This window comes from Ruegeria sediminis (assembly GCF_005938215.1).
GTDB classification, from domain to species: domain Bacteria; phylum Pseudomonadota; class Alphaproteobacteria; order Rhodobacterales; family Rhodobacteraceae; genus Ruegeria; species Ruegeria sediminis.
In genome coordinates this window covers 346,124-369,270 of the sequence record NZ_VCPD01000004.1, presented here as the reverse complement: position 1 = coordinate 369,270, position 23,147 = coordinate 346,124, and the positions used below count along the sequence as shown (strand labels likewise).

Annotated in this window: 26 protein-coding genes; 4 read left to right on the top strand and 22 right to left on the bottom strand. The window is 63.5% G+C overall.

The window, feature by feature from the left end; translation table 11 throughout:
- Nucleotides 1–100: 100 nt before the first annotated feature.
- The 6 genes from infB to pip form a co-directional block, all read right to left on the bottom strand.
- Entirely contained in the window at nucleotides 101–2,596 is a 2,496-nt protein-coding gene (gene infB / locus FGK63_RS13245; protein WP_138842982.1) for a translation initiation factor IF-2, read from the bottom strand.
- Between the two features lie 8 nt (nucleotides 2,597–2,604).
- Nucleotides 2,605–3,228, bottom strand: coding sequence for an RNA-binding protein (locus FGK63_RS13240; protein ID WP_138842980.1), 624 nt, complete (start codon nucleotides 3,226–3,228; stop codon nucleotides 2,605–2,607).
- 25 nt (nucleotides 3,229–3,253) lie between these two features.
- Nucleotides 3,254–4,873, bottom strand: coding sequence for a transcription termination factor NusA (gene nusA, locus FGK63_RS13235; protein WP_138842978.1), 1,620 nt, complete (start codon nucleotides 4,871–4,873; stop codon nucleotides 3,254–3,256).
- Nucleotides 4,873–5,463, bottom strand: a complete 591-nt coding sequence (gene rimP / locus FGK63_RS13230) for a ribosome maturation factor RimP (RefSeq protein ID WP_138842976.1) — start codon at nucleotides 5,461–5,463, stop codon at nucleotides 4,873–4,875. Before rimP ends, nusA begins: the two co-directional genes overlap by 1 nt.
- A 170-nt stretch (nucleotides 5,464–5,633) precedes the next feature.
- Nucleotides 5,634–6,455 carry an ABC transporter substrate-binding protein gene (locus tag FGK63_RS13225; protein WP_138842974.1) on the bottom strand — a complete coding sequence of 274 codons (822 nt, stop codon included), beginning with the start codon at nucleotides 6,453–6,455 and terminating at the stop codon, nucleotides 5,634–5,636.
- Nucleotides 6,452–7,429: a prolyl aminopeptidase gene (pip, locus tag FGK63_RS13220; RefSeq protein ID WP_138842971.1), complete on the bottom strand. Its 978-nt coding sequence runs from the start codon at nucleotides 7,427–7,429 to the stop codon at nucleotides 6,452–6,454. Before pip ends, FGK63_RS13225 begins: the two co-directional genes overlap by 4 nt.
- Nucleotides 7,430–7,477: 48 nt before the next feature.
- On the opposite strand from pip, the gene ubiG reads away from it, so the two are divergent.
- Nucleotides 7,478–8,224, top strand: coding sequence for a bifunctional 2-polyprenyl-6-hydroxyphenol methylase/3-demethylubiquinol 3-O-methyltransferase UbiG (ubiG, locus tag FGK63_RS13215; RefSeq protein WP_138842969.1), 747 nt, complete (start codon nucleotides 7,478–7,480; stop codon nucleotides 8,222–8,224).
- A 10-nt stretch (nucleotides 8,225–8,234) separates the two neighbouring features.
- Here the strand turns inward: ubiG and FGK63_RS13210 are convergent, their stop codons facing one another.
- From FGK63_RS13210 to FGK63_RS13195, 4 genes are read right to left on the bottom strand one after another with little or no spacing between them, the layout of a single operon-like run.
- Complete coding sequence (locus tag FGK63_RS13210) at nucleotides 8,235–8,675, bottom strand: MarR family winged helix-turn-helix transcriptional regulator (protein ID WP_138842967.1); 441 nt, start codon at nucleotides 8,673–8,675, stop codon at nucleotides 8,235–8,237.
- A 14-nt stretch (nucleotides 8,676–8,689) separates the two neighbouring features.
- Nucleotides 8,690–9,520 carry a carbon-nitrogen hydrolase family protein gene (locus FGK63_RS13205; protein ID WP_138843363.1) on the bottom strand — a complete coding sequence of 277 codons (831 nt, stop codon included), beginning with the start codon at nucleotides 9,518–9,520 and terminating at the stop codon, nucleotides 8,690–8,692.
- A complete protein-coding gene (grxC, locus tag FGK63_RS13200; protein ID WP_138842965.1) occupies nucleotides 9,520–9,777 on the bottom strand; it encodes a glutaredoxin 3 in 258 nt (85 codons plus the stop codon). The genes FGK63_RS13205 and grxC overlap by 1 nt, the downstream gene beginning before the upstream one ends.
- Nucleotides 9,778–9,814: 37 nt before the next feature.
- Nucleotides 9,815–10,543 carry a ComF family protein gene (locus tag FGK63_RS13195; RefSeq protein ID WP_138842963.1) on the bottom strand — a complete coding sequence of 243 codons (729 nt, stop codon included), beginning with the start codon at nucleotides 10,541–10,543 and terminating at the stop codon, nucleotides 9,815–9,817.
- A 16-nt stretch (nucleotides 10,544–10,559) separates the two neighbouring features.
- Between FGK63_RS13195 and FGK63_RS13190 the strand changes: the two genes are divergently transcribed.
- Together FGK63_RS13190 and hemH are read left to right on the top strand one after the other, a co-directional pair.
- Nucleotides 10,560–11,390, top strand: coding sequence for a methyltransferase domain-containing protein (locus FGK63_RS13190; RefSeq protein ID WP_138842961.1), 831 nt, complete (start codon nucleotides 10,560–10,562; stop codon nucleotides 11,388–11,390).
- A gap of 56 nt (nucleotides 11,391–11,446) precedes the next feature.
- Complete coding sequence (gene hemH / locus FGK63_RS13185; RefSeq protein WP_138842959.1) at nucleotides 11,447–12,496, top strand: ferrochelatase; 1,050 nt, start codon at nucleotides 11,447–11,449, stop codon at nucleotides 12,494–12,496.
- A 74-nt stretch (nucleotides 12,497–12,570) separates the two neighbouring features.
- Here the strand turns inward: hemH and FGK63_RS13180 are convergent, their stop codons facing one another.
- Both FGK63_RS13180 and FGK63_RS13175 read right to left on the bottom strand, forming a co-directional pair.
- The gene (locus FGK63_RS13180) at nucleotides 12,571–12,753 is read right to left on the bottom strand and encodes a hypothetical protein (RefSeq protein ID WP_138842957.1); all 183 of its coding nucleotides are present in this window, start codon (nucleotides 12,751–12,753) and stop codon (nucleotides 12,571–12,573) included.
- A gap of 139 nt (nucleotides 12,754–12,892) precedes the next feature.
- Nucleotides 12,893–13,492, bottom strand: coding sequence for a L,D-transpeptidase (locus tag FGK63_RS13175; RefSeq protein ID WP_138842955.1), 600 nt, complete (start codon nucleotides 13,490–13,492; stop codon nucleotides 12,893–12,895).
- Between the two features lie 169 nt (nucleotides 13,493–13,661).
- Here FGK63_RS13175 and dalA point away from each other — a divergent pair, with 169 nt between their 5' ends.
- A complete protein-coding gene (dalA, locus tag FGK63_RS13170) occupies nucleotides 13,662–14,186 on the top strand; it encodes a divisome-associated lipoprotein DalA (protein ID WP_138843361.1) in 525 nt (174 codons plus the stop codon).
- A 69-nt stretch (nucleotides 14,187–14,255) separates the two neighbouring features.
- On the opposite strand, the gene FGK63_RS13165 is transcribed toward dalA, so the two are convergent.
- The 10 genes from FGK63_RS13165 to FGK63_RS13120 form a co-directional block, all read right to left on the bottom strand.
- Nucleotides 14,256–14,720, bottom strand: coding sequence for a PTS sugar transporter subunit IIA (locus FGK63_RS13165; RefSeq protein WP_138842953.1), 465 nt, complete (start codon nucleotides 14,718–14,720; stop codon nucleotides 14,256–14,258).
- Between the two features lie 59 nt (nucleotides 14,721–14,779).
- Nucleotides 14,780–15,343: a ribosome hibernation-promoting factor, HPF/YfiA family gene (gene hpf / locus FGK63_RS13160; protein WP_138842951.1), complete on the bottom strand. Its 564-nt coding sequence runs from the start codon at nucleotides 15,341–15,343 to the stop codon at nucleotides 14,780–14,782.
- A 251-nt stretch (nucleotides 15,344–15,594) separates the two neighbouring features.
- A complete protein-coding gene (lptB, locus tag FGK63_RS13155; protein ID WP_138842949.1) occupies nucleotides 15,595–16,353 on the bottom strand; it encodes an LPS export ABC transporter ATP-binding protein in 759 nt (252 codons plus the stop codon).
- Entirely contained in the window at nucleotides 16,353–16,808 is a 456-nt protein-coding gene (gene lptA, locus FGK63_RS13150; protein WP_246044026.1) for a lipopolysaccharide transport periplasmic protein LptA, read from the bottom strand. Before lptA ends, lptB begins: the two co-directional genes overlap by 1 nt.
- 39 nt (nucleotides 16,809–16,847) lie before the next feature.
- Nucleotides 16,848–17,447: an LPS export ABC transporter periplasmic protein LptC gene (gene lptC, locus FGK63_RS13145; RefSeq protein ID WP_138842945.1), complete on the bottom strand. Its 600-nt coding sequence runs from the start codon at nucleotides 17,445–17,447 to the stop codon at nucleotides 16,848–16,850.
- Between the two features lie 12 nt (nucleotides 17,448–17,459).
- Nucleotides 17,460–18,428, bottom strand: coding sequence for a KpsF/GutQ family sugar-phosphate isomerase (locus FGK63_RS13140; RefSeq protein ID WP_138842943.1), 969 nt, complete (start codon nucleotides 18,426–18,428; stop codon nucleotides 17,460–17,462).
- Entirely contained in the window at nucleotides 18,425–19,039 is a 615-nt protein-coding gene (locus FGK63_RS13135) for a ribonuclease D (protein WP_138842941.1), read from the bottom strand. The genes FGK63_RS13140 and FGK63_RS13135 overlap by 4 nt, the downstream gene beginning before the upstream one ends.
- 181 nt (nucleotides 19,040–19,220) lie before the next feature.
- Nucleotides 19,221–20,591, bottom strand: a complete 1,371-nt coding sequence (locus FGK63_RS13130; RefSeq protein ID WP_138842939.1) for a nucleotide sugar dehydrogenase — start codon at nucleotides 20,589–20,591, stop codon at nucleotides 19,221–19,223.
- A gap of 220 nt (nucleotides 20,592–20,811) precedes the next feature.
- Nucleotides 20,812–21,990 carry a glycosyltransferase family 4 protein gene (locus tag FGK63_RS13125; RefSeq protein ID WP_138842937.1) on the bottom strand — a complete coding sequence of 393 codons (1,179 nt, stop codon included), beginning with the start codon at nucleotides 21,988–21,990 and terminating at the stop codon, nucleotides 20,812–20,814.
- A 46-nt stretch (nucleotides 21,991–22,036) separates the two neighbouring features.
- Entirely contained in the window at nucleotides 22,037–23,122 is a 1,086-nt protein-coding gene (locus FGK63_RS13120; RefSeq protein WP_171052649.1) for an NAD-dependent epimerase/dehydratase family protein, read from the bottom strand.
- Nucleotides 23,123–23,147: the final 25 nt, after the last annotated feature.

Sequence of the window (23,147 nt, the reverse complement as noted above, 5' to 3'; positions counted from 1 at the left end):
CCACTCGCGAACGATTTGGGGATGGCTCTGCCATCCCCTTTTCATCGAAAAACGGCGACCCAAGGGGCCGCCGTTCGCAGTTTCGCAATTCCGCAAGGGATCAGGCGAGGGTCCGCGTCACTTCTTCGCGTTCGAAAATCTCGATCACGTCGCCGGCGCGAATGTCATCGTAATTCTCGAAGGCCATGCCGCATTCCTGGCCCGACTGGACTTCGCTCACTTCGTCCTTGAAGCGTTTGAGCGTCTTCAGCGTGCCTTCGTGGATCACCACGTTGTCGCGCAGCAGGCGCACACCGGCCGAGCGGCGGGCGACCCCTTCGGTGACCAGACAACCAGCGACCTTGCCGACGCCGGAAACCTTGAAGACTTCCTTGATCTCGGCATAGCCGATGAACTTTTCGCGGATCTCGGCGCTGAGCAGGCCCGATGCGGCGGCTTTCACGTCGTCCACCAGATCGTAGATCACCGAATAGTAGCGTATCTCGACGCCTTTCTGGTTGGCGGTGTTTCGGGCCGAGGCGTTGGCGCGGACGTTGAACCCGAAGACGGGCGCGCCCGACGCTTCGGCCAGGCCAATATCGGTCTCGGTGATCGCGCCGACGCCGGAATGCAGCACGCGCACGCGCACTTCCTCGTTGCCGATCTTTTCCATCGCCTGAACGATGGCCTCGGCCGAGCCCTGCACATCCGCCTTCACCAGAATCGGAAGTTCCGAGACGTTCTCGTCTTCCTTGGCCTTGGCCATGAGTTGTTCCAGCGTGGTCGCGGCACCAGCCGCGGCGCGCTTGTCCTTGGAGACCTGGGCGCGGTATTCCGCAATCTCGCGGGCCTGCGCTTCGGTTTCGGTCACGTTCAGGACATCCCCGGCCTCGGGCGTGCCGTTGAGGCCAAGAACCTCGACCGGGACCGAAGGTCCGGCTTCCTGCACACGCTCGCCCTTGTCGTTGATCAGAGCGCGGACCTTGCCGTACTGCTCGCCCACGACGAAGATGTCGCCCTGGCGCAGCGTGCCCTTCTGAATCAGAACCGTGGCCACGGGGCCGCGGCCCACGTCAAGCTGCGCCTCGATCACCGCGCCTTGGGCCGCGCGGTTCGGGTTGGCCTTGAGTTCCAGGATCTCGGCCTGCAGCGCAATGGCCTCGAGCAGATCGTCCAGACCCTGGCCGGTCTTGGCCGAAACCTCGACGTCCTGCACCTCGCCCGACATCGCTTCGACGACGACTTCGTGCTGCAGCAGGTCGGTGCGCACCTTGGTCGGGTTCGCCTCGGGCTTGTCGATCTTGTTGATCGCCACGATCATCGGAACCTTGGCGGCCTTGGCGTGGTTGATTGCTTCGACCGTCTGCGGCATCACCGCGTCGTCCGCGGCGACGACCAGAACCACGATATCCGTCACCTGCGCGCCGCGCGAGCGCATCGAGGTGAAGGCGGCGTGGCCCGGCGTGTCGAGGAAGGTCAGCGTGACGCCGTCATTGGTCTCGACCTGGTAGGCGCCGATATGCTGGGTGATGCCGCCGGCCTCGCCCGAAACGACCTTGGTGTCGCGGATCGCGTCCAGCAGCGATGTCTTGCCGTGGTCCACGTGGCCCATGATGGTGATCACCGGCGGGCGCGGCAGCAGGTCAGCTTCCTTGTCTTCGACCTCCTTGATCACGTCCTCGACGTCGGCATCCGAGACGCGGACCACATTGTGGCCGAATTCCTGGATGATCAGTTCGGCGGTATCGGCGTCGATGGTCTGGTTCTGCGTGACCATCATGCCCATTTTCATGAGTTCCTTGACCACGTCGGAAACGCGTTCGGCCATGCGGTTCGCGAGTTCGGAAACCATGATGGCTTCGGGCAGCTGCACGTCGCGGATCACCTTTTCGCGCTCGACCGGTCCGCCCATCGCCTTCTGGCGGGCGCGTTCCTGCTTGCGCTTCATCGAGGCCATCGACCGCTGACGCCCACCTTCGCCGCCCGAAAGCGCCTGGTTCAGGGTCAGCTTGCCGGACCGGCGGCCATCGTCGCGTCCCTTGGTGCGGGCAGGGCGCTGTTCGCGCTCACGCTCGGCGCCGCGGCGCTGTTCTTCTTCGGAAGCAGGCGGTTTGCCGGGTACCGGGGCCTTGGCCTTGGGCGCCTCTTTCGCGGCGGCGGCCTCGGCGGCGGCTCGTTTGGCGGCCACTTCGGCCTCCTGACGCTGGCGCTCCTCTTCCTCGGCCTTCTGGCGGGCCTTCTCCTCGGCCTCGCGCTGTTCGCGTTCCTTCGCCTCCTGTTCGGCGCGGCGGCGCTCCCGCTCTTCGGCGCGGGCCTTTTCCTCGGCCTCGCGCTGCGCGGCCTCTTCGGATTCGCGCGCCTTGGCGGCTTGCAGCGCCTTCAGGCGGCGTTCCATTTCCGCATCGGAGATCCCGGCGGGACGGCGCGAGGGATCGCCCGCCGGCGCGGAACCGCTGCTGCTCGGCTTGGCCGCTCCCGGCTTGGGGACGACCACGCGCTTGCGTTTCGTTTCCACCACGACATTCTTGGTCCGTCCGTGGCTGAAACTCTGTTTCACATTCCCGGGGCGTGCCCCGCCACGCAGACCCAATGTCTTTTTGCCGTCACTATCGCTCATAAAGCTTCTTACCCTTCCGAGCGGCCCTTGCCGCCGTCATCCGTTTCGCGCAAGCCACGCAGGCGCTGCGCTTCCTCTACAACACGTTTGGCGAGTCCACCAGAGGCCAGCGCCGCATGTATCACTGTTTGGCGTCCAAACGCCATGCCCAATTCATCCGCCGTCAGCCAGCCGATGTATTTCCCGAAATGCGGCGTGCTCAGCTTGGACTTGCCGCGCCCCGAGCCATCCGCCGCCTGGATCAGGATCTGGGCCTCTTCCTTGTCGAGCCAGGTCTTGACCTTTTCGTATCCCGCGACCGCATCGCCCGATTTCCGCGCGAGGCTGATGAGTTCCACCACGCGCCGGGACAATTGCCGTTCGACTTCGGCCGCCAAGCCTTCGGGCACCGTCACCGGCATCTTGAGGCCCCGCGCGAACAGTTTCTTGCTGATCGCGCGGTGCAATGCGCCTTGGTCGGCGGCCACGTAAACCCCGCGTCCGGGCAGCTTGCCCGTTATGTCGGGGCAGACCTGGCCGTCCGGCCCCGCCACGAAGCGGATCAAGCCATATTTAGGCCGAACCTCGCCCGTGGCGATGCATTTCCGCTCGGGTCCATCCGAACGATCCTTCGAGACGCCGCCGCGACCCATCTGCGCCACCCGCAGGGGCCCGGGATCAGGCCCCGGCCTCCTCTTCGCTGACCTCGTCTTCGACCTCTTCCGCGGCCGCTTCCAATTCGGCCGGGTCCACCCAGCCCAACATGACCCGCGCGGTCATCACCAGATCCTGCGCTTCTTCGAGCGACACGTCGAAAGGTTCGAGAATGCCGTCATCCTTGACCCGCTGGCCATCGACCGTGGTCCAGCCGCCGGCCAGTTCCCAGTCGGCGCAGGTGGCGAAATCCTCAAGCGTCTTCACGTCGTCCTTGGCGAGTGCTTCCACCATCTGGGGTGTCAGGCCCTCGAATTCAATGAGGCTGTCCTCGGCGCCCAGTGCGCGGGCGTTGTCGAGCGCCGCCTTGGCCTGCGCTTCCAGGTGGTCGCGGGCGCGGGCCTGCAATTCGTTGGCGGTGTCCTCATCGACGCCGTCGATCACCAGAAGCTCGTCAAGCTCGACATAGGCGACTTCTTCAAGGTTGGTGAAGCCTTCCGAAACCAGAAGCTGGGCGAAGAACTCGTCCAGGTCCAGGCTGTCCATGAACAGCTGGGTGCGGGCCTCGAACTCTTTCTGGCGGCGGGCCGATTCCTCGGCTTCGGTCATGATGTCGATGTCCAGCCCGGTCAGCTGGCTGGCCAGGCGCACGTTCTGACCGCGGCGGCCGATGGCGAGCGACAGCTGTTCTTCCGGGACCACCACTTCGATCTTGCCGGCTTCCTCGTCCAGAACCACCTTGGAAACCTCGGCCGGCTGCAGCGCGTTCACCAGGAAGGTCGGCTGATCCTCGTTCCACGGGATGATGTCGATCTTTTCGCCCTGCAGCTCGTTCACGACGGCCTGCACGCGGCTGCCGCGCATGCCGACGCAGGCGCCGACGGGGTCGATGGAATTGTCATACGAGATCACTGCGATCTTGGCGCGCGAACCGGGGTCGCGGGCCACCGCCTTGACCTCGATGATACCGTCGTAGATTTCCGGAACTTCCATCTTGAACAGTTCCGCCATGAATTCCGGTGCGGTGCGCGACAGGAAGATCTGCGGCCCGCGCGGCTCGCGGCGCACGTCCTTGATGTAGCAGCGGATGCGGTCGTTGGGGCGATAGCTTTCGCGGCCGATCTTTTCGTTGCGGCGCAGGATCGCTTCGCCGGCGCCCACATCGACGATGACGTTGCCGTATTCCTCGCGCTTGACGACGCCGTTGATGATGGTACCGGCGCGGTCCTTGAATTCCTCGTATTGGCGATCCCGTTCGGCCTCGCGCACCTTCTGCAGGATCACCTGCTTGGCCGACTGGGCGGCGATGCGGCCCATTTCCACCGGCGGCACTTCCTCGACATAGGTGTCGCCCACCTGCGGGTTTTCCATGTACTGCCGGGCCTGTTCGACGGTCATCTCGGCCTGGTAGTTCTCGAGCTCTTCATCCTCGACCACGGTGCGCACGCGGGTGAAGGTCGCCTTGCCGGTCTTGCGGTCGATCGACACGCGAATGTCCATCTCGGCGCCGTAGCGGCTCTTGGCGGCGCGGGCGAGGGATTCCTCCATCGCCGCGACCACCAGACCGGGGTCGATCATCTTTTCCCGGGCCACGGCCTCGGCGGTTTGCAACAGCTCCAGCTGGTTTGCAGAGGTGATTGCCATCAGTTCGTCTCCTCTTCGGACCCTTCGGTCACGATCTCGTCGAATTGGTCTTCGTTCAGGGCGCCCGCGGCCTTGCGCTGACGCAGCATTTCCTTGATCAGATCATCGGTCAGGACCAGCTTGGCGTCGCTCAGCCAGTCGAATTTCAGACCGATGGTGATCGTCTCATTCCCTTGCGGAATGTTAACCAGAACTTCGTCGCCTTCGACCCCGGCCAGCTCGCCCTTGAAGCGGCGGCGCCCGTCGATCAGTTCCGAGGTCTCCAGCTTGGCCTCGTAGCCTTCGAACATCTCGAAGTCCTTGAGCCGGGTCAGGGGCCGGTCGATGCCGGGGCTCGACACTTCGAGCGTATAGGCGTCCAGGATCGGGTCCTCGACATCCAGCGTGGCGCTGACCGCGTTCGAGATCTCGGCGCAATCATCGACCTCGATCCCGCCGTCGGGCTTGTCGGCCATGATCTGCAAGGTGGTGTGCTTGCCGCTCATCAGGCGAATGCGGACCAGTTCGAACCCCAGATCCTCGATCACTGGGGTGATGATCTCGGCCAGTCGCCGGTCGATGGCAGCCTTTGCTATCAGGTCGTTGGTCATGTTGTCCAAGCACAAAAAAACGGGCGCGCGGCCCGTCGATCATTCCGGTGGAGCCCCGAGCCCTAGGCCCGACGCGCCGCTGTTGAAAGGCCATATACGCGCGGGAAACCGAATCTGCAACCCCTGCCTTTTGCCGAGGCGCACCTATTTTTGCCGGTCATGGCGGAATTTCAGAGCATCCACCACCGCTCGGCGACGCGGCCGTCGTCCAGGACGCCGCGGGCCGCGATCTGCCGGGGCATGCCGACCGACGGCGCGACGGCGAGGGTCATGTCCATCTCGGACGGGTGATAGCGGAAACCCCGGCGCGCGCGCAGATCGTCGGGCAGGGGCAGGGCGGCGACGTCGACATATCCGTCGCGCAGCGCCTCGGCGCGGATGCGGGCGTCGGGGATCACGATGATCTCCACGGCGTCGGCCCATCCCGCCTTGCCGTCCTTGTAGTGGCCGGCGATCCTGCGCCCCAGGAAATGCCGGCCATCCTGCGCCCGCTCGACCCGGTAGCAACCCGTTCCGTTGGCCTCGTGCAATGGGGACACGTCCTGACCCCCGCGGGTGATGACGAACCGGGTGTCGGCAAGCAGGAAAGGCAGACCCGGATTCGATTCGGCCAATTCCAACCGCACCCGGTTGGGCGCCAGCGCCTCGGACCGGCCAACTTCGGCCAGTATCGCGGTCACATCCTCGGGCCGCAGCGGCGCGCCGTCGTGAAACAGGACGTCGTCGCGCAGATCGAAGGTCCAGACGCGCGCCGCGGCATCGGTCTGCCAGCCGCTGGCCAGTTCGCCCCGCAGCGTGCCGTCGGGGGCAATCTCGGTCAGGGAGTCAAAGACCGCTCCGCGGGCCACCTGTTCCAGGCTGTCGTCGCGGGGTACGGCCAGCCGCAGCGTTCCGCCGGGCTTTGGCGTGCCGGCCAGTGAAACCCCGGTCGCCGCCAGCAGCGCGGCGGCGGCGCCCGAGGCAAACAATGCGCGGCGATCGATCCGGGTCATGCCACACCCTCCGCAACCCGGTCCATGATGCGCACAAGTTCGGCGCTGATGCCCGGTTCCGACAGCGCGTGGCCGGCGTTGCGCACCATCCGCAGTTCCGCTTCGGGCCAGGCTTCGCTCAGCTTCCAGGCCGAGCTGGGCGGGCAGATCATGTCATAGCGGCCCTGGACGATGTGGCCAGGAATATGCGCGATCTGGTCCATCTGCGCCAGGATCTGGCCGTCATATTCCAGGAATCCGCCATTCAGGAAATAGTGGTTCTCAAGCCGGGCGAAGGCGCGGGCGTAATCCCCCGGGCTTTCCCCTGTCGGACCGCTGCTGTGGATCGAAGCCAAGGCGTTTTCCCAGTTCGACCAGGCGCGGCCATACAGGATCTCGGTCGCGTAGTCGCCCGAGAACAGCCGTTTGTGATAGGCCCGGATCGCGTCGCACTGTTCGTTCTCCGGCAGGAGCGACAGGAATTTCGCCCATTGTTCCGGCCAGAATTTTCCCGCGCCGCCGCCGTAGAACCAATCCAGCTCGGCCTGCGTCATCAGGAACACGCCGCGCAGAACCAGGCGCAGAACGCGATCGGGATGGGTCTGCGCATAAAGCAGCGCCAGCGTCGCGCCCCAACTGCCGCCGAAAGCGATCCATTCCTCGATCTGCAGCAGGCGGCGGATGCGTTCGATGTCGGCGACAAGATGCCAGGTCGTGTTGTTTTCGACCGAGGCGTGCGGGCGCGACCGGCCGCAGCCGCGCTGATCGAAGAGAATCACCCGGTAGATCAGCGGATCGAAATAGCGCCGCATCGCCGGGCTGCAGCCGCCGCCCGGACCGCCATGCAGGATCACCACGGGTATGCCAGCGGGATTGCCGCATTGTTCCACGTAGATACGGTGGCCGTCGCCGACATCCACCATCCGCTGATCGTAAGGATCGGTCGGCGGATAGAGAAACTGAACTGCGCGCTTTTGGTCCGGGTACTTGTCCATTATGGGCCTATATAGTCCTAAAGCGTAAAAGAGCATACGGAGACAGGAATGCAAGCGCCTCCAAACACGGTGGACCCGTCCGAGATCGCGAAATTCGAAGCGATGGCCGCCGAATGGTGGGATCCGCACGGCAAATTCAAGCCGCTGCACATGCTCAATCCCTGCCGCCTGGACTACATCACGCAGCAGATCGCCGGTGAATTCGACCGCGACCTGCAGGCCGCAAAACCCTTTGCCGGGTTGCGGCTGCTGGATATCGGCTGCGGTGGCGGGCTGCTGAGCGAGCCGATGGCGCGGCTGGGGGCCGAGGTCGTTGGGGCGGATGCCGCCGAGCGCAACCTGCCGGTTGCGCGTATTCATGCCGAACAGTCGGGGCTCGAGATCGATTACCGCCACACCACCGCCGAGGCGCTGGCCGCGGCGGGCGAGCAGTTCGACGTGGTGCTGAACATGGAAGTGGTCGAACACGTCGCCGATCCACTGAGCTACCTGACGGCGACGCGGCAGCTTCTGCGGCCCGGCGGCTTGCAGATCTGTTCGACCATCAACCGCAATCCGAAATCCTATGCGATGGCCATATTCGGGGCCGAGGTGGTGATGCGCTGGCTGCCGCGCGGCACGCATGAATGGTCCAAGTTCATCACCCCGGACGAGCTTTTCGACCTGTTGCGCGAGGCAGGGCTGGAACCGGTGGACCGGAAGGGGTTCGTCTTCAACCCGATCTCCTGGAGTTGGGCGATTTCCGACCGCGACCTCAGCGTGAACTACGTTACGGCCAGCGTGAAGCCGGGCTGAACGTCAGCGCCTATTCTTCCTCGAGCCTGATCCGCAGGTCGCGCAGGACGGGCAGAGTCGTGCGGACGCGCTCGGCCCCCAGTTCACCGACCACCCGGTTTATCAGCGGTGCGATCGACGAGATCGCCTGGTCGCGGGCCTGCCGGCCTGCCGGGCTGATCGCGACCATCTTTCGGCGGGCATCGTCCCAGTCGGGGCGGATGTGGATGTATCCGGCCCATTCCAGCTTGGCCAGGGTGTTGGTCATGGCGCCGCGGGTGACGTGAAAGGTGCTGGCCAGTTGCGCCGGGCTGCGCTCGCCGCCGACGAATACAAGATGGTTCAGCACCGAGAAATGCGAGATTTCCATGCCCTTGGGCAGTACCCGGCTCAGCCGGTTCCGCAACAGTTGATCGGCGGTCAGGATCTCGCTGAACAGCGCGACCGCAAGGGCATTGGTATCGTCCGGCATCTTCCGAATCAGGATCAGGGGCCGTCAAAGGGACGGACATGAGACAGAGAGGGCACGCGGCCGCGCGCCTTTGAAACAGAAGTATCATCCAAATCGAAAAAGTGAATGCCGGGCTTGGTGCCTGCGTCGATCAGCACCTCACCCCAGGGCGACACGACCAGCCCGTGACCGTAGGTTTCACGCACCCTTCCCCGCGTCGTCGGGTGTGTGCCGGTCTGACAGGGCGCAATCACCCAGCACCCGGTTTCGATGGCGCGGGCGCGCAGCAGCGGCTCCCAATGCGCCGCGCCGGTGACCGGAGAAAAGGCGGATGGGATGGTCAGGATCCGCGCTCCGGCCTGCGCAAGCGCGGCGTAGAGATGCGGGAAACGCAGGTCGTAGCAGACGGTCATGCCCACCTTGCCGAAATCGGTCTCGGCAATCACCGCGCGCGAACCCGGGCGGTAGTTGGAGGACTCGTGGAAGGTCTCGGTTTCGGTCACCTGCACGTCGAACATGTGAATCTTGTCGTAGCGCGCCACGATGCGGCCTTGGGGATCGATCATGAACGAGCGGTTGGCGAAGCGGCCATCCGCGTCGTGGGTCTTGATCGCAAGCGAGCCAATCAGCAGCCAAACGCCCAGGTTCGCGGCCTGTTCGCGCAGGCCCGCCAGCGTGATGTCGTCTTCTTCGTGCTGCAGCACTTGGCGCTGGCGCGTCGCGCTGGTTGAGACGCAATTGGTGACCTCGGGCGTCAGGATGAATTTGGCGCCCTGCGAGGCCGCTTCGGCGATCATCGTCCGCACCATTTCCAGGTTCGCGGCCGGGTCGTCCGACGAGGTGATCTGCAGCAGGGCGGTCTGCATCATGCGGCCAGCAGCGGGTCGAGCCTGCCGGATCGGTCCAGGTCGAACAGGTCGTCGCAGCCGCCCACATGGGTTTCGCCGATGAAAATCTGCGGCACGGTATGGCGACCGTTTGCACGCTGAATCATTTCCGGTTTGCGGTTCGGATCGGCCCGTATGTCGATTTCCGTGAAGGCGATGCCTTTCTGGGTCAGCAGCCGTTTGGCGGCATGGCAAAAGCCGCAAAGCGGCGAGGTGTAGATTTCGACCGTTTTCATATCCGTCCCCTGGCGGTTTGGCGCAATCTAGGGGGAATTAGGCATCCTTGGCAACGCGCGCCAGTACCAGCACGCAAATCTGTTCTGCGCCTGCATCAAGACAGGCGCGGGCGCAGGTTTCGAGCGTCGCGCCAGAGGTCATCACGTCATCGACCAGTAGCACGGTCTGCCCAGCCAACCGATGACGGCGCCTTGGATGCGGCGCGATGGCCTGCGCCAGGGTTTCGGCGCGCTCATTGGCGGTCTTGCCGTCCAGTACCGGCGTGCGCCGGGTGCGGATCAGCAGATCGGGACAGACCGGCAGCCCGGTTTCGCGACCGAGGTGCCATGCCAGAAGGGCCGACTGGTTGTATCGGCGTTTTGCCAGCCGCGACCAATGCAGCGGCACCGGCGCGATCAGGTCGACGTTCCGCAGGATTTCCCGGCCGGCCCGCGCCATCCAAAGCGCGGCGGGGCGCGCCAATTCCGGCCTGTCGCCATGTTTCAGGGCCAGAATCATGCGCCGGGCGCGGCCCTGATACAGAAGCGCCGCCCGTCCGTCGCCCCACGGGCGCGGGTCCTGCATGCAATCGTCGCATTCGATCCTGTGGCCGTCCGTTTCGCCCGGCAGTGGTGTTCCGCAGCATTCGCAAATGGTGCCGCCGATGAACGGCGTTTCACGCCAGCATGGCCCGCAGAGGCCGAAATCCGAGGTGACCAGATCGCCGCAGCCCAGGCAGCGCGGCGGGTAGATCAGTTCGACAGCGGTTTGAATCCGGTTCCACATGGGTTAACTGCGCCTCATGAAGATGCCAGCATCCAAAACGCCCCCGCTGTTCGACCGTGCCGCCGTCGCTGCCCGCCGCGCCCGCGCCCGCGACGAGGCGCTGTTCCTGCAGCGCGCGGCGGTAGACGAGGTGCAGGATCGTCTGGCGATGGTTAAGAGAGCGTTTACGGCACCCGCCATCATCACGCCGTTTCCGCAGATTTGGGATGGTGTTCTGCCGGGCGCAGCGATCGTTGCCGATGACGACGTTTTGCAGGTGCAGCCCGGGTCGCATGATCTGGTGATCCACGCCATGGCGCTGCACTGGGCCGACGATCCCGTCGGACAGCTGATCCAATGCCACCGCGCGCTGAAAGCGGATGGGCTGCTGGTTGCCATATGCCTTGGCGGTGAAACCCTGCACGAATTGCGCGCCGTACTGGGCCAGGCTGAGGTCGAGGTGACAGGCGGCCTGAGCCCCCGCATCGCGCCGATGGGCGAACTTCGCGATCTCGGCGCGCTGCTGCAGCGCGCGGGACTGGCGCTGCCGGTTGCCGACAACGTGGCGCTGACGGCGGAATACCGCGACATATGGCACCTGATGCGGGATCTTCGGGCAATGGGCGAAAGCAACGCGCTGGCGGCCCGCCTGAAACATCCCACGCGGCGCGCGGTGTTCGAACGGGCCGGCGCACTCTATGCCGAGCATTTCATCGGATCCGAAGGCCGGTTGCGCGCCACGTTTGACCTCATCTGCCTGACCGGCTGGGCACCGCACGAAAGCCAGCCCAAACCCCTGCGTCCCGGTTCGGCAAACACGCCGCTGGCCAAGGCACTGGGCACGACCGAGAACAAACTGTCCGATTGACGAGGCCTGATTTCCCTATATCTCAGGCCGGAAGCAGAAAATTCAGGAAGCCAGATATGTTTGACGCCACCCGACCCGCCCACGCGCCCGCCGATCACCCCAAGGTGAAGATGGGCCGGGTCGGCATCCTGCTGGCCAATCTCGGCACGCCGGACGACTATTCCTACTGGCCGATGCGGCGCTACCTGAACGAGTTTCTCTCGGACAAAAGGGTGATCGACTATCCGGCGTGGAAGTGGCAGCCGATCCTGCAGGCGATCATCCTGACCAAGCGCCCGTTCAGTTCGGGCGCGGCCTACAAGTCGATTTGGGATCACGACAGGGACGAGAGCCCACTGATGATCATCACCAAGGACCAGACCGCAAGAATTCGCGCGGCGATGGAGGCGCGTTACGGCGACCGGGTGCTGGTGGATTTCTGCATGCGCTACGGCAATCCGTCGACCCGGTCCAAGGTGCGGGACATGGTGGCGGCAGGCTGTGACCGCATCCTGTTCTTTCCGCTCTATCCGCAATACGCGGGCGCGACCACGGCCACCGCGAATGACCAGTTCTTTCGGGCGCTGATGGAGGAAGCCTGGCAGCCGGCGAGCCGCACGGTTCCGGCCTATTTCGATCACCCCACCTATATCGACGCGCTGGCGCAGTCGGTCGAACGCGCCTATTCGGATCTTGCCATCAAGCCGGATATTCTAGTCTGTTCGTACCACGGCATGCCGGAACGCTACCTTCAGCAGGGCGACCCGTATCACTGCCAATGCGTCAAGACCACGCGGCTGCTGAAGGAACGGCTTGGGTGGGAGGACAGCCAGATCGTTTCGACCTTCCAGTCGCGATTCGGGCCCGAGGAGTGGCTCAAGCCCTATACCGTCGATCACGTGGCCGAACTGGCGCGGCAGGGCAAAAAGAACATCGCCGTTGTCGCCCCGGCCTTTTCCGCCGACTGCATCGAAACGCTGGAAGAGATCAACGAGGAGATCCGCGAAAGCTTCGAGGAAGCCGGCGGCGAGACCTTTACCTATGTTCCATGCCTGAACGATGACGATGCGCATATCGCCGCGCTGGGCCAGGTGATCGAGGAGAATTTGCAGGGCTGGCTGGAGTGAGGCCGCCCTTCGTCCGGGCACAAAAAAAGGCGGTGGATTTCTCCACCGCCTTTTCTTCGATGACTTGCGTCGTCTTAGCTTGCTGCAACAGCTGCGCCAACCAGAACCAGCAGGATCAGGGGCAGCCAGATGCCGGCCGACGTGCCCTGCGTTTCTTCGACGACGACAGGTGCTTCAACAACCGGCTCTTCCAGGTTGCCAGCATATGCGGTCGAAGCAGCGGCGGTCAGAGCTGCGGCGAGAACGAGTTTTTTCATTTTAACCTCCAGAATTTGCGCGATTCCCAATGTTTGGAATGCGCACCCAAGACTTACCTCGTGACGTTTTCTAATCAGCTATCCGCGGCGAATGCAATTGATACTTGTGCGTCCGGCGGCTTCGGGTTTGGAAATGTCGTCAAATTAGCAACACTTGCGTACCGACCTTGGCCATCGAGAAAAGTTCGGCGATATGCTCGTTGTAAAGGCCGATGCAGCCGTTCGAGGACCGGCGTCCGATCTTGCGCGTGTCATGCGTGCCGTGGATCCGGTAGTACTGCCAACTCAGGTACAGCGCATGGGTTCCAAGGGGGTTGTCGGGCCCCGGCGGGATATAGTCGGGCCACTCGGGGTTTCGTCTTTTCATCGACGGCGTAGGCGCCCAGCTTGGCCCTTCGACCTTGCGGATGACGCTGGTTCTGCCGCGGCGGGTCATTTCCTCGGTCAGCGGCACCGAAGACGGGTACAGCCGGTAGATCGTCTGATCGTCCGACCAGTAGTGCAGCGCGCGGGAAACAGTATCGACGAGAATCGCGCCGTTTCGGGTGTTGGAGAAGTACGCCTTCCAGCTTTGCGCGCGGAAGCCCGAGACATTGCGCCGGACGGCCGGTTCCAGTTCCGGCGCCGGGCGAAGTGGATCGCCGGGGATGTATTGCGCGATCGCGGGCGTGGCGAGCGTGGCGGTGGCGCCGAACAGAAATCCGCGGCGGGTTGCAGACTGAATGGGTTTCTTGACCATGGTCGCGGTCCTCTATCGTGTTCAAACCGAGAAATTCCCGGCATTTTATTGCCGGAATGCCTCAGTCGCAAATCAAACCGGCAAAAATGCGCAGGTTGCGCCCATTGGGCATTTGCTCCTCGGGGCCCGGCGCGCTATTTCCGTGTGCGACACAATAACCAGGTTGATCATGGCGCGCATTATTTCCCTTCTGCTGATTTGCTTTGTCGCTCTTGCGGCATGTACCTCGCCCAACACGCAGAGGTTGGCCGCGGACGGCAGGCCTTTGCCCCAAGTCTACAAGATTCGCGGCAATCCGGAGAAGATCCAGTACCGGATGCTTGATTCGGTCAACGCGCTTCGTCAGGCTTCGGGCCTGCAACCGGTGCAGCTCAATTCCCAGCTGAATGCAGCGGCGGCAACCCATGCCAAGGACATGGCGCGGCAGAACCGTCCGTGGCACTTCGGGTCGGACGGCTCGTCGCCGCTCGACCGGGCGGCGCGCGCGGGGTATGCGGGAACCTTTGTCGGCGAGGCGATCTCGGAAACCTACGAGACCGAGTTGGAAACCCTGGCCGCCTGGATGGACGAGCAGGGGTCGCGCGCGGTCATCATGGACCCCAAGGCGACGGACATGGGTTTCTCCTGGCATCAGGAAGGCAGCGGCAAGCTGTGGTGGACGCTGGAAATGGGGGCCGGCGGCTATTCCCTTTGAGGAAAGCCTTCAAACCCCCAAAAAAACGGGCCCCGCGAGGGGCCCTTTTTCGTTCCCGGTCCTGAAAATTCAGGCCGCCTGCACCGAATGCGGTTCCGTCAGTATGGCGTAGAGTTTGACCGGATCGGGATTGGCGCGCAGCTTGTTGCAAACGGTGGTGTCGCGCAGGGTGCGGGATACCAACGCCAGCGCCTTGAGGTGTTCGACGCCGGCCTCTTCGGGCGCGAACAGGGCAAAGGCCAGATCGACCGGCTGCCGGTCGACGGCGCCGAAATCGAGCGGTTTTTCCAGCAGGACGAAAACACCCTCCACCGACTCGAGTTCGGGCAGGCGGGTATGCGGCAGGGCGACGCCGTGGCCGACACCGGTCGGGCCGAGGCTTTCGCGCTCCAGCAGGGCTTCGACGATGTTCTGCGGGTCCAGATGCAGAACACTGGCGGCCACATCACCGATTTCCTGGAATAGTCGCTTCTTGCTCGAGGCCGATGCCAAAACGCGCACAGCCTCGGGCTTGAGGATGCTCGAAAGCTCCATGATACCGCTCCTGATTGTGCCCCCGCCTTGCGGAGGCACATTTCGTTTGTCTTGCCTGTTTATGGATCGATCCAGCCGATGTTTCCGTCATCTCTGCGGTACACGACATTCAATCCATTCTTGGTTTCGTTGCGGAACACCAGCACCGGGGCGCCGGCAAGCTCCATTTGCATCACCGCTTCACCCACGCTCAGCGACGGAATTCTGGTTTCCATCTCGGCGACGATGATCGGTTGTAACGAGTCCGGCTCGTCAGCCGCGCTCGATTCGTCCGACGCGAGGATATAGGACGCTGCTCCGAAGAGTTCAACCGGTTCAGCCCGCTCGCGGTGATGGTCCTTGAGACGGCGCTTGTAGCGGCGCAGTTGCTTGTCCATCTTTTCGCAGCAGGCTTCGAAGGCCGCGTAGATCTCGTTGGCATGCGCCTTGGCCTGGGCGGTCAGCCCGGTGGACAGGTGCACGGTAGCTTCGCACACGTATTCATGCGCCGAACGGGAAAAGACGACGTTGGCGTCGGTCGGCCTCTGGGCGTATTTGCCCACGACCTCGCCCAGCTCGGTCTGCACGTGGGTTTGCAGAGCAGTGCCGATGTCGATCTGTTTTCCGCTGATTTGGTAACGCATGTGATCTCCTTCACAATTCGCACCCGTTTTGACGCCGCGAGGCGCGGCATGCCTGTTGTTATCGGGTGGTGGGGAACGACATATCACCCGGTTGTCCGTCTTTGAACCCTTCTTCGAAGGGGCATCGAGATCCAGACTGGAGCCGAAGAAATGCCATGATGCAATTGAGGCAAGAGACGCAGGCGGAGTCAATCAAAACAGATGCGTATTCACGAGTTTTCGCCGAACATCGGGCGAAGAGACGATGAAAATCAGGAAATCCGGAAGTTTTCACCCAGGTAGACGCGGCGGACATTTTCATTCTCGACCACCTCGCCGGGCGTGCCGGACATCAGGACCTGGCCGTCATGCAGGATATAGGCGCGGTCCACGATCTCGAGCGTTTCGCGGACGTTGTGATCGGTGATCAGGACACCGATGCCGCGCTTCTTAAGATCCGCGACCAGATGCCGGATGTCGCCGACGCTGATCGGATCGACGCCGGCGAACGGCTCGTCCAGCAACAGATATTTCGGGTCGGCGGCAAGGCACCGCGCGATTTCGACCCGTCGCCGTTCGCCGCCGGACAGCGCCAGCGCCGGAGCGCGCCGCAGATGCTCGATGGAGAAATCCGACAGCAGCTCTTCCAGCCGCTCCTTGCGCTTGTGCGCGTGCTTCACGGTGATGTCGAGAACAGCGGCGATGTTGTCCTCGACGCTGAGGCCGCGAAAGATCGACATTTCCTGCGGCAGATAGCCGATTCCCATGCGGGCGCGGCGGTACATCGGAAGGGTGGTGGCGTTCTGGCCGTCGATGGTGACGGTTCCGGCTTCGGGAAAGACCAGCCCGGCCACCGCGTAGAAGGTGGTCGTTTTGCCCGAGCCGTTCGGCCCAAGCAGAGCCACGACCTCGGAACGGTCGAGCGACATCGACACGTCCCGGATCACGGTCTTCTTGCGGTAGGACTTGCGCAGTTTCTCGATCTTCAGACCCGAGGATCCTTCGGTGACAGTCAAATTCGGGCGGCGCATCAGTTGCCACCCGTCTGCAGGATCGTTTTCACACGGCCGACCATCTGCGCCGTACCCGTCTCGAGGTTTACGGTCACCTTGTCCGAGGCAAGCGTATTCGGTCCCTGCATCAGCAGGGCGTTGCCGGTCAGCACGATGACCCCGCTGTCGATGGTGTAATCCGCGCGATCGGCTTCGGCGGCATCCGGCCCGCTGGCCAGCACGACATCGCCGGTGGCCTCCATGCGCTCGATGGCCGACTTTTCCTCGTTGTAGATGACAAGCACGCGCCGCGCCGAAAGCCGCATCTCGCCCTGAACCACGATGACGTTGCCCTTGAACTCGGCGGACCCGTCCGCCTGATTCACGTCCAGCGTCTCGGAGGTCACTTCGACCGGCAGAGAGGGATCGGACGCGCCTTCGCCAAAGGTCAGGTTGGTCTCCTGCGCCAAAGCGGCAGGAGTCCCGAACGCCAAGGCAATGCAAAACGTGACTACACGAAAATCGATCACAGGTTATCTTTCCGGCTTCTGAGGGTCATATATCAGCTTCACGCCATCTGTAAAAAGAATATGCACCGGACCATCCTCGGTTTCGGTGCCGAATTGCATCCGGCCGGCGGTAAAATCGCCGATCGGACCGGTGCCGGTGACGGTTCCCGGCGCATCTCCGCTTATTTCGTCCAGCGCCGTGTTCAGGGTATCCGTCGTCACGCGGATCCCGTCCGCGGTGGTGATGACCACGTTGCCGGTGAAGGTCACGGTTCCCCGGTCCGGGCGGAGCGACCCCTGGTCCGAATCCAACGTCATTTCGCGGCCGTTCAGGAACCGGATCCGTCCCCTGAGGTCGGCGGCCTGCGACGGGCTTTGCGCACCGCCGGGACGCGCCAGAGTGGCCGAGACCTGAATTTCCTCACCCTTCCGGGTGGTGCCGGAATAGACGGGGCGGGTGACGAGTTGTCCGCTCAGGCGCTCGTCCATGTCTCCGGGTGAAAACGGACCTGAAACGTCGGTGTCGATCTTGCGCGACAGCAGGAACACCGTGGACAGCAAGGCGATGGCCGCCAGCGGCAACAGCACCTTGAGGAACTGCACCATGCGGGAATAGCTGTCCACGCCAACCCCCTCTCAACCCAGGCCGACGCGCAGGCAGTCGTGGATGTGCAAGAGTCCCTGCGCACGTGATGGGCCCTGCGCGTCCACCACAAAAAGCGAGGTGATCTTGCGCCGGTTCATGATCGCCACCGCTTCCTCGGCCATGGCGTCGGGCGCGATCGTGGTCGGGTTCCGGGTCATCACCTGTGCCGCGGTGTTGTCCAGCAGCCCGTCCATGTGGCGCCGCAAGTCGCCGTCGGTGATGATGCCCACCAGGTTGCCATCCGCATCGGCAACGCCTGCCACGCCAAAGCCCTTTTGGCTGATTTCGATCAGGGCGTCGCTCATCGGCGTATCCATTGCAACCAGCGGCAGCGCCGCTCCCGAATGCATCAGATCGCCGACCTTGCTCAGCCGAGCGCCCAGCTTGCCGCCGGGATGGAAATCGCGGAAATTCTCGGGCCGGAAGTCGCGGTATTTCATCAGCGCGATCGCCAGCGCATCGCCCATCGCCAGCGTCAGGGTGGTCGAGATCGACGGCACCATGCCAAAGCCGCATGCCTCGCCCAGAGACGGGATCAGCAGATGCACGTCGGCCTGTTTCATCAGCGTGCTTTCCGGCTTGCTGGACAGGCCGATCAGCGGAATTCCGAAGCGGCGGGTGAAGGCCAGCAGATTCGCCAGTTCCGGCGCTTCGCCTGAGTTTGAGATGGCCAGTACCACATCGCCTTCGGACAGCATCCCGAGATCGCCATGGCTCGCTTCGGCCGGATGCACGAAATAGGCGGGCGTGCCGGTGCTGGCCAGCGTCGCCGCGATCTTGTGGCCGATATGGCCGGATTTTCCGATACCGCTCACGATGATGCGGCCCTTGGCGTCGAGGATCAGCCGGACGGCCTCGGCAAAATGCTCGTCAAGGCTGCCGGCGAGGACTTCCAGCGCCTTGGCCTCGTCGGTGACGACCTGTCGCGCGGTTCTGAGGAAAGATTCGGTGTCGGTCATGAGTGTGCAAAGATGTCCGTTTCGGGCCAGCCGTCGAGGTCAAGCCGGGCGCGCATGGGCAGGAAGTCGAAGCAGGCCTGCGCCATGTCCGTCCGCCCTTCGCGGGCCAGCCGCATTTCCAGTTCCTCGCGCAGTCGGTGAAGATACAGCACGTCCGACGCGGCATAGTCCAGTTGCGCTTCGGTCAGCGTTTCGGACCCCCAGTCGCTCATCTGCTGCTGTTTCGAGATGTCGATCCCGATCAGCTCCTGACACAGGTTCTTCAACCCGTGGCGGTCGGTATAGGTGCGCACCAGGCGACTTGCGATCTTGGTGCAGTAGACAGGCGAGGCCAGGGCGCCGAAGGCATGATAAAGCGCCGCGATATCGAAACGGCCGAAATGGAACAGTTTCAGCACTTCCGGGTTTTCAAGCATGGCGCACAGGTTCGGCGCGCGGGTCTGACCCTTTTCGATTTGAACGATGTGACTGTCACCATCGCCGCCGGACATCTGGACCACGCACAACCGGTCGCGATGCGGGTTCAGCCCCATGGTTTCGCAGTCGATGGCCACGACCGGGCCCAGGTCCAACCCGTCGGGCAGGTCGTTCTTGTACAGGTGATTTGCCACGAAAATATCCTTTGTGCCGTACCGGCACCGAGATAGGGGGTTTGGCAGGCAAACTCAACTCCGGTCGGGGAAATGCCGGGCGGGTCCGCCGCGCAAGGGATGGACGGTGGTATCCTAGTCGTATCAGGGACGAAATGGCTGTGGATCCAGCCGCTTCCATCAGGTCGCGCCGGCCGAGCCCTCAGACCTTCACCAGCCGACCGCCCGTCACCTTGATTCCGGCTTTTTCGAAGACGTTGCGCGTGTCGAAGATCAGCGCTGCCTCGCGGGCGATCAGGTCGTAGTCCGGTGCGCTGTGATCGGTGATGATGGCGACCGCCTCGTAGCGTCCGAGGCTTTCCGCGGTAAGCGCCACAGATTGCCGACCAGCGAGCGTGGGGAATTCGCCGCCTTCGGGCAGGCGGGGGAAATAGGGGTCGTGATAGTCCACCTCGGCGCCCAGTCTTTCCAGTTCGCCCAGCAGCACCAGCGCCGGGCTTCGGCGGGTATCCTCGACATCGCGCTTGTAGGCGATGCCCATCAAGAGAATCTTGTACCCGGCCAGCGGCTGACTTTCCGCCGGCGCCGAGGAACCGTTTCGCGCAATCAGTTCGGTGGCGATGCGCGCGGCAAGCGCCGCAGGTACGGCATCGTTGCTTGTCCGCGCCAAGTCGATGATCGGGGTGGCCGACCCCGCTTCGATTGCGCGCCAGGACAGGTAGGCCGGTGACACGGGGATGCAGGCGCCGCCGATTCCCGGGCCGGGGTAGAACGGCATGAAACCGAAGGGCTTTGTCGATGCGGCTTGGATCACTTCCCAGACATCCACGTCCATCGCCTCCAGCGCCGTTTTCAACTCGTTGACCAGAGCGATGTTTACGGTACGAAAGCTGTTCTCGACCAGCTTCACCGCCTCGGCGGTGGCGGCTGAACTGACCGGCACCGCTTGTGTGACGATGGCGCGGTAGAAGTCCTCGACCAGTTGCAACGACAGCGGATCGTCGGCGCCTACCACCTTCGGAATGGTGTGCGTGTCGAATTTGTCGTTTCCCGGATCTTCGCGTTCGGGAGAAAAACCGAGGAAGAAGTCAGCCCCGGCACGCAGGGCGCCCGTTTCGAGTATCGGGCGGACGAGCGTGCTGGTCGCGCCGGGCCAGACGCTGCTTTCCAGAACCACAAGCTGGCCGGGGCGCAAATGCCGGGCGATGGTCTCGGCGGCGGCCGTGACATAGCGCATGTCCGGCTCTTGCGCCTCGGTGAGCGGCGTCGGCACACAGATCAGCACGATATCGGCCTCTGCCAAGGCGGCGCTGTCCTGCGTCGCGCGGAACCGCCCGCTGTCCACCGCCCGCGCGATGCGCCCGGGCGCGAGATAGGAAATGACCTGGTCGCCCTGATTGACCTTGTTGACCCTCTCGGGGTCGAGATCGATCCCGGTCGTGTCGAACCCCTCGTCATGAGCCGTCAGCGCCAGGGGCAGCCCGACATAGCCCAGCCCGACTACGGCGACGCGCGCCTTTCGCGTGGCGATGAGCTGTCTCAGGGACTGATGGTGTGAGGCTTCAATGTTCATTGGGCGTCCTGAAGTCGAGAAGTCTTTTTGAAATCAAATTTCGGCACAACAGAGGCAATTTTTCGGTCCTGTTTTACGGATATGTCGGAACGGGCGTGATTCCAACTAGATTGTCGACCGCGTATCGGAGCGCAACCCAGTGTTTCCGAGTTAGACTCAATGCGACCGCAGGTCGATGACTGTTCCAGTTTTCGGAAGATTCGTCGCAAGTAGTGAAAAATTAACGTCCCGTACCGAGGGCGCGGCGGAACGATCCTTCGGCAAGTTCCGCGCCCTTGTCCCAGCCGAAGGTTGCGGCACGCGCCAGGGCCTTTTTTGACAGATCTTCTTTGAGTCCGGGTTCGGTCAGCAGGCGGATGACCTGCGTCGCCAAAGCCTCGCTCGACAGCGGGTCGAAATAGAGACCGCCGTCGCCCACCACCTCGGGCAGGCTGCCGCGGTCGGAGGACAGAACGGGCGTGCCGCAGGACATTGCCTCGAGCGCAGGAAGCCCGAAGCCTTCCCAAAGCGAGGGAAACACCAGCGCGTCGGCTGCGCACAGCAAGGCGGCCAGGGCCGGATCCTCAATCTCGCCGGTAAACACGATGCTGTTGGACCGGGCCGCGTCCGCTGCGGCGCTGGCCTTGAGGTCTTCGACATTGTCCCAGAACCGGGCGCCGGTCGAGCGCCCGACGATGGCAAGCCGAACCTGCGGCACCTGCGCCAGGATCTGCGGCATGGCCTCGATCAGCTTCAGCACATTCTTGTGCCGGTTGAACCCGCCCAGATAGACCAGCAACGGCGCTTCGGGCGGGATGCCGTAGGCTTGCCTGGTTCGGGCGAGCAGCGCCGGGTCGGCAATTGGGCGAAAGACCGCTTCGGAGCCTTCGGTGATGATGTCGATCCTGTCGCGAGGAACATGCAGGATGCGCGTGAGATCCTCTGCCGACGCTTCGGAAATTGTCATCACGCGTGTCGCCTGCATCTTGGCCAGTCTGCATTTCGCCTGCCACAGCAGCAAGTTCCGCCTTGTGGGAAAGATGAGGTCCGGAAACCGCTCGGGGATCGTGTCGTGAAAACAGACGACTGCGGGGCGGCGGGCCAGCAACGGGAAATAGGAATAGACGGCAGGGTAGAAGAACAGGTCGCAATCGATGCGGCGGGCAGCTTTTGCCATCGTGAAAAGATCGGCGCCGCCGCGGGATTTCGTTCCGGACGAGGCCTCGGACATCGACGTCCCAGACCCGGCGATGATTGTGTCGACTCCATCGGGCACGGGTCGCGTCGGCGCCTGGTCGAAGAGAAGCGAATAGCGAAATCCCGCGTCGCGGGCGGCCAGGGCAGCGACGAGATTGCGGGTGAAGCGGCCAAAACCGCGCTCGTTTTCCCAAGGGCTGGCGTCAATGGCGATATGGGTCAACTACCTCAATCCCTGAAATTCTGTCTCCACGATAGCCATGAAACCGCTATTTCCCATAGCGGGATTCCAGATAGGCGCGGGTTGCGGCCAATCCGGCCTTCAGATCGTGAGCCGGCGCATAGCCCAGCCGCGTTCGGGCGTGATCGATCCGACAGCGCCCGGTGGCCGAGTACAGGTCCAGCATGTAGCGGTCGGGATAGACCTCGGCGTCCGATGGCAGGTGGCGTTTCAACCGACGCACCAACGACTCGAACCGCTCGCGGCCGATCCATGCCCGCGCGGTGGCGCTGACCCGGGCAGCCAAGGGCGGCGTATCTGGTATTTCGCCGGTGTCCTCCGGCGGCAAGCTGTCGCGAAGTCGTCGGACCGGTACGTGACGGATCGCTCCCCGGCCGATGATTTCGGCATAGCCGCCAATCAGACCCGACCAGGCGAACGGTTCCGGTCCGGAAATGATGAATCGCTCCCTGCCCAGGTCATCGATCACGGAAGCACGCAGCAAGGCTTGCACCAGGTCATCTACGAACACGCCGTTGCAGATCCCCTCCGGCTCGGGCAGCACCACGGTCCCGCCCGCCAACCAGTCAGTCAAGCGATCGGTCCACAGCATGCTGCCGGGGCCGTAAACCAGCGTGGGTTGAAGGATCGCAACCGGGCATTTCCCCTGTATGAGAGCCTGTTCCATCGCCAACTTGGCTTGCCGGTAAGGCGTGCCGCCCGGGTTCGTGGTCGCGCTCTGTTCCGTCAGGTTTTCCTGTGGCCAGCCGTCGTAGACCACGATGGAACTGACATGAACGATCCGTCCCACGCCAGCAGCTTCGGCGGCGCTTTTGAGCGCCTCGAAGGCGTCAAGGTTTCGGGCCGCCGGCGCCCGCATGTCGTAGGCGAGGTGAATCAGCACGCTTTGACCATGCAGCGCGGTTTCGATGGCTGTCCGGTCATTCATCGCGCCGGTCACAACATGCACGCCCGATGCCTCAAGTGCCCGGGCCCCGTGACGACTGCGCAGCAGCACGGTGACCTTAGCGCCGCTGTTCAGCAGGGCCGGAACCAACCGCCTGCCGATGAACCCGGTTGCCCCGGTCACGAAGACGGTCTTGCCGCCGAGGTGCTCCGATCCGGAAATGTTCACAGTCCCTGGCCCTTTCCCAATCGGA

Bases quoted from the DNA above. Each gene is read 5' to 3' on its own strand.
- FGK63_RS13175 (WP_138842955.1), bottom strand. From the start codon at position 13,492: ATGGTCAAGAAACCCATTCAGTCTGCAACCCGCCGCGGATTTCTGTTC.
- lptB (WP_138842949.1), bottom strand. From the start codon at position 16,353: ATGCGCCGCCCGAATTTGACTGTCACCGAAGGATCCTCGGGTCTGAAG.
- FGK63_RS13240 (WP_138842980.1), bottom strand. From the start codon at position 3,228: ATGGGTCGCGGCGGCGTCTCGAAGGATCGTTCGGATGGACCCGAGCGG.
- FGK63_RS13190 (WP_138842961.1), top strand. From the start codon at position 10,560: ATGAAGATGCCAGCATCCAAAACGCCCCCGCTGTTCGACCGTGCCGCC.
- FGK63_RS13225 (WP_138842974.1), bottom strand. From the start codon at position 6,455: ATGACCCGGATCGATCGCCGCGCATTGTTTGCCTCGGGCGCCGCCGCC.
- FGK63_RS13205 (WP_138843363.1), bottom strand. From the start codon at position 9,520: ATGCAGACCGCCCTGCTGCAGATCACCTCGTCGGACGACCCGGCCGCG.
- pip (WP_138842971.1), bottom strand. From the start codon at position 7,429: ATGGACAAGTACCCGGACCAAAAGCGCGCAGTTCAGTTTCTCTATCCG.
- rimP (WP_138842976.1), bottom strand. From the start codon at position 5,463: ATGACCAACGACCTGATAGCAAAGGCTGCCATCGACCGGCGACTGGCC.
- FGK63_RS13180 (WP_138842957.1), bottom strand. From the start codon at position 12,753: ATGAAAAAACTCGTTCTCGCCGCAGCTCTGACCGCCGCTGCTTCGACC.
- hpf (WP_138842951.1), bottom strand. From the start codon at position 15,343: ATGCGTTACCAAATCAGCGGAAAACAGATCGACATCGGCACTGCTCTG.
- FGK63_RS13130 (WP_138842939.1), bottom strand. From the start codon at position 20,591: ATGAACATTGAAGCCTCACACCATCAGTCCCTGAGACAGCTCATCGCC.
- hemH (WP_138842959.1), top strand. From the start codon at position 11,447: ATGTTTGACGCCACCCGACCCGCCCACGCGCCCGCCGATCACCCCAAG.
- nusA (WP_138842978.1), bottom strand. From the start codon at position 4,873: ATGGCAATCACCTCTGCAAACCAGCTGGAGCTGTTGCAAACCGCCGAG.
- FGK63_RS13210 (WP_138842967.1), bottom strand. From the start codon at position 8,675: ATGCCGGACGATACCAATGCCCTTGCGGTCGCGCTGTTCAGCGAGATC.
- dalA (WP_138843361.1), top strand. From the start codon at position 13,662: ATGGCGCGCATTATTTCCCTTCTGCTGATTTGCTTTGTCGCTCTTGCG.
- grxC (WP_138842965.1), bottom strand. From the start codon at position 9,777: ATGAAAACGGTCGAAATCTACACCTCGCCGCTTTGCGGCTTTTGCCAT.
- FGK63_RS13165 (WP_138842953.1), bottom strand. From the start codon at position 14,720: ATGGAGCTTTCGAGCATCCTCAAGCCCGAGGCTGTGCGCGTTTTGGCA.
- FGK63_RS13140 (WP_138842943.1), bottom strand. From the start codon at position 18,428: ATGACCGACACCGAATCTTTCCTCAGAACCGCGCGACAGGTCGTCACC.
- infB (WP_138842982.1), bottom strand. From the start codon at position 2,596: ATGAGCGATAGTGACGGCAAAAAGACATTGGGTCTGCGTGGCGGGGCA.
- ubiG (WP_138842969.1), top strand. From the start codon at position 7,478: ATGCAAGCGCCTCCAAACACGGTGGACCCGTCCGAGATCGCGAAATTC.
- FGK63_RS13195 (WP_138842963.1), bottom strand. From the start codon at position 10,543: ATGTGGAACCGGATTCAAACCGCTGTCGAACTGATCTACCCGCCGCGC.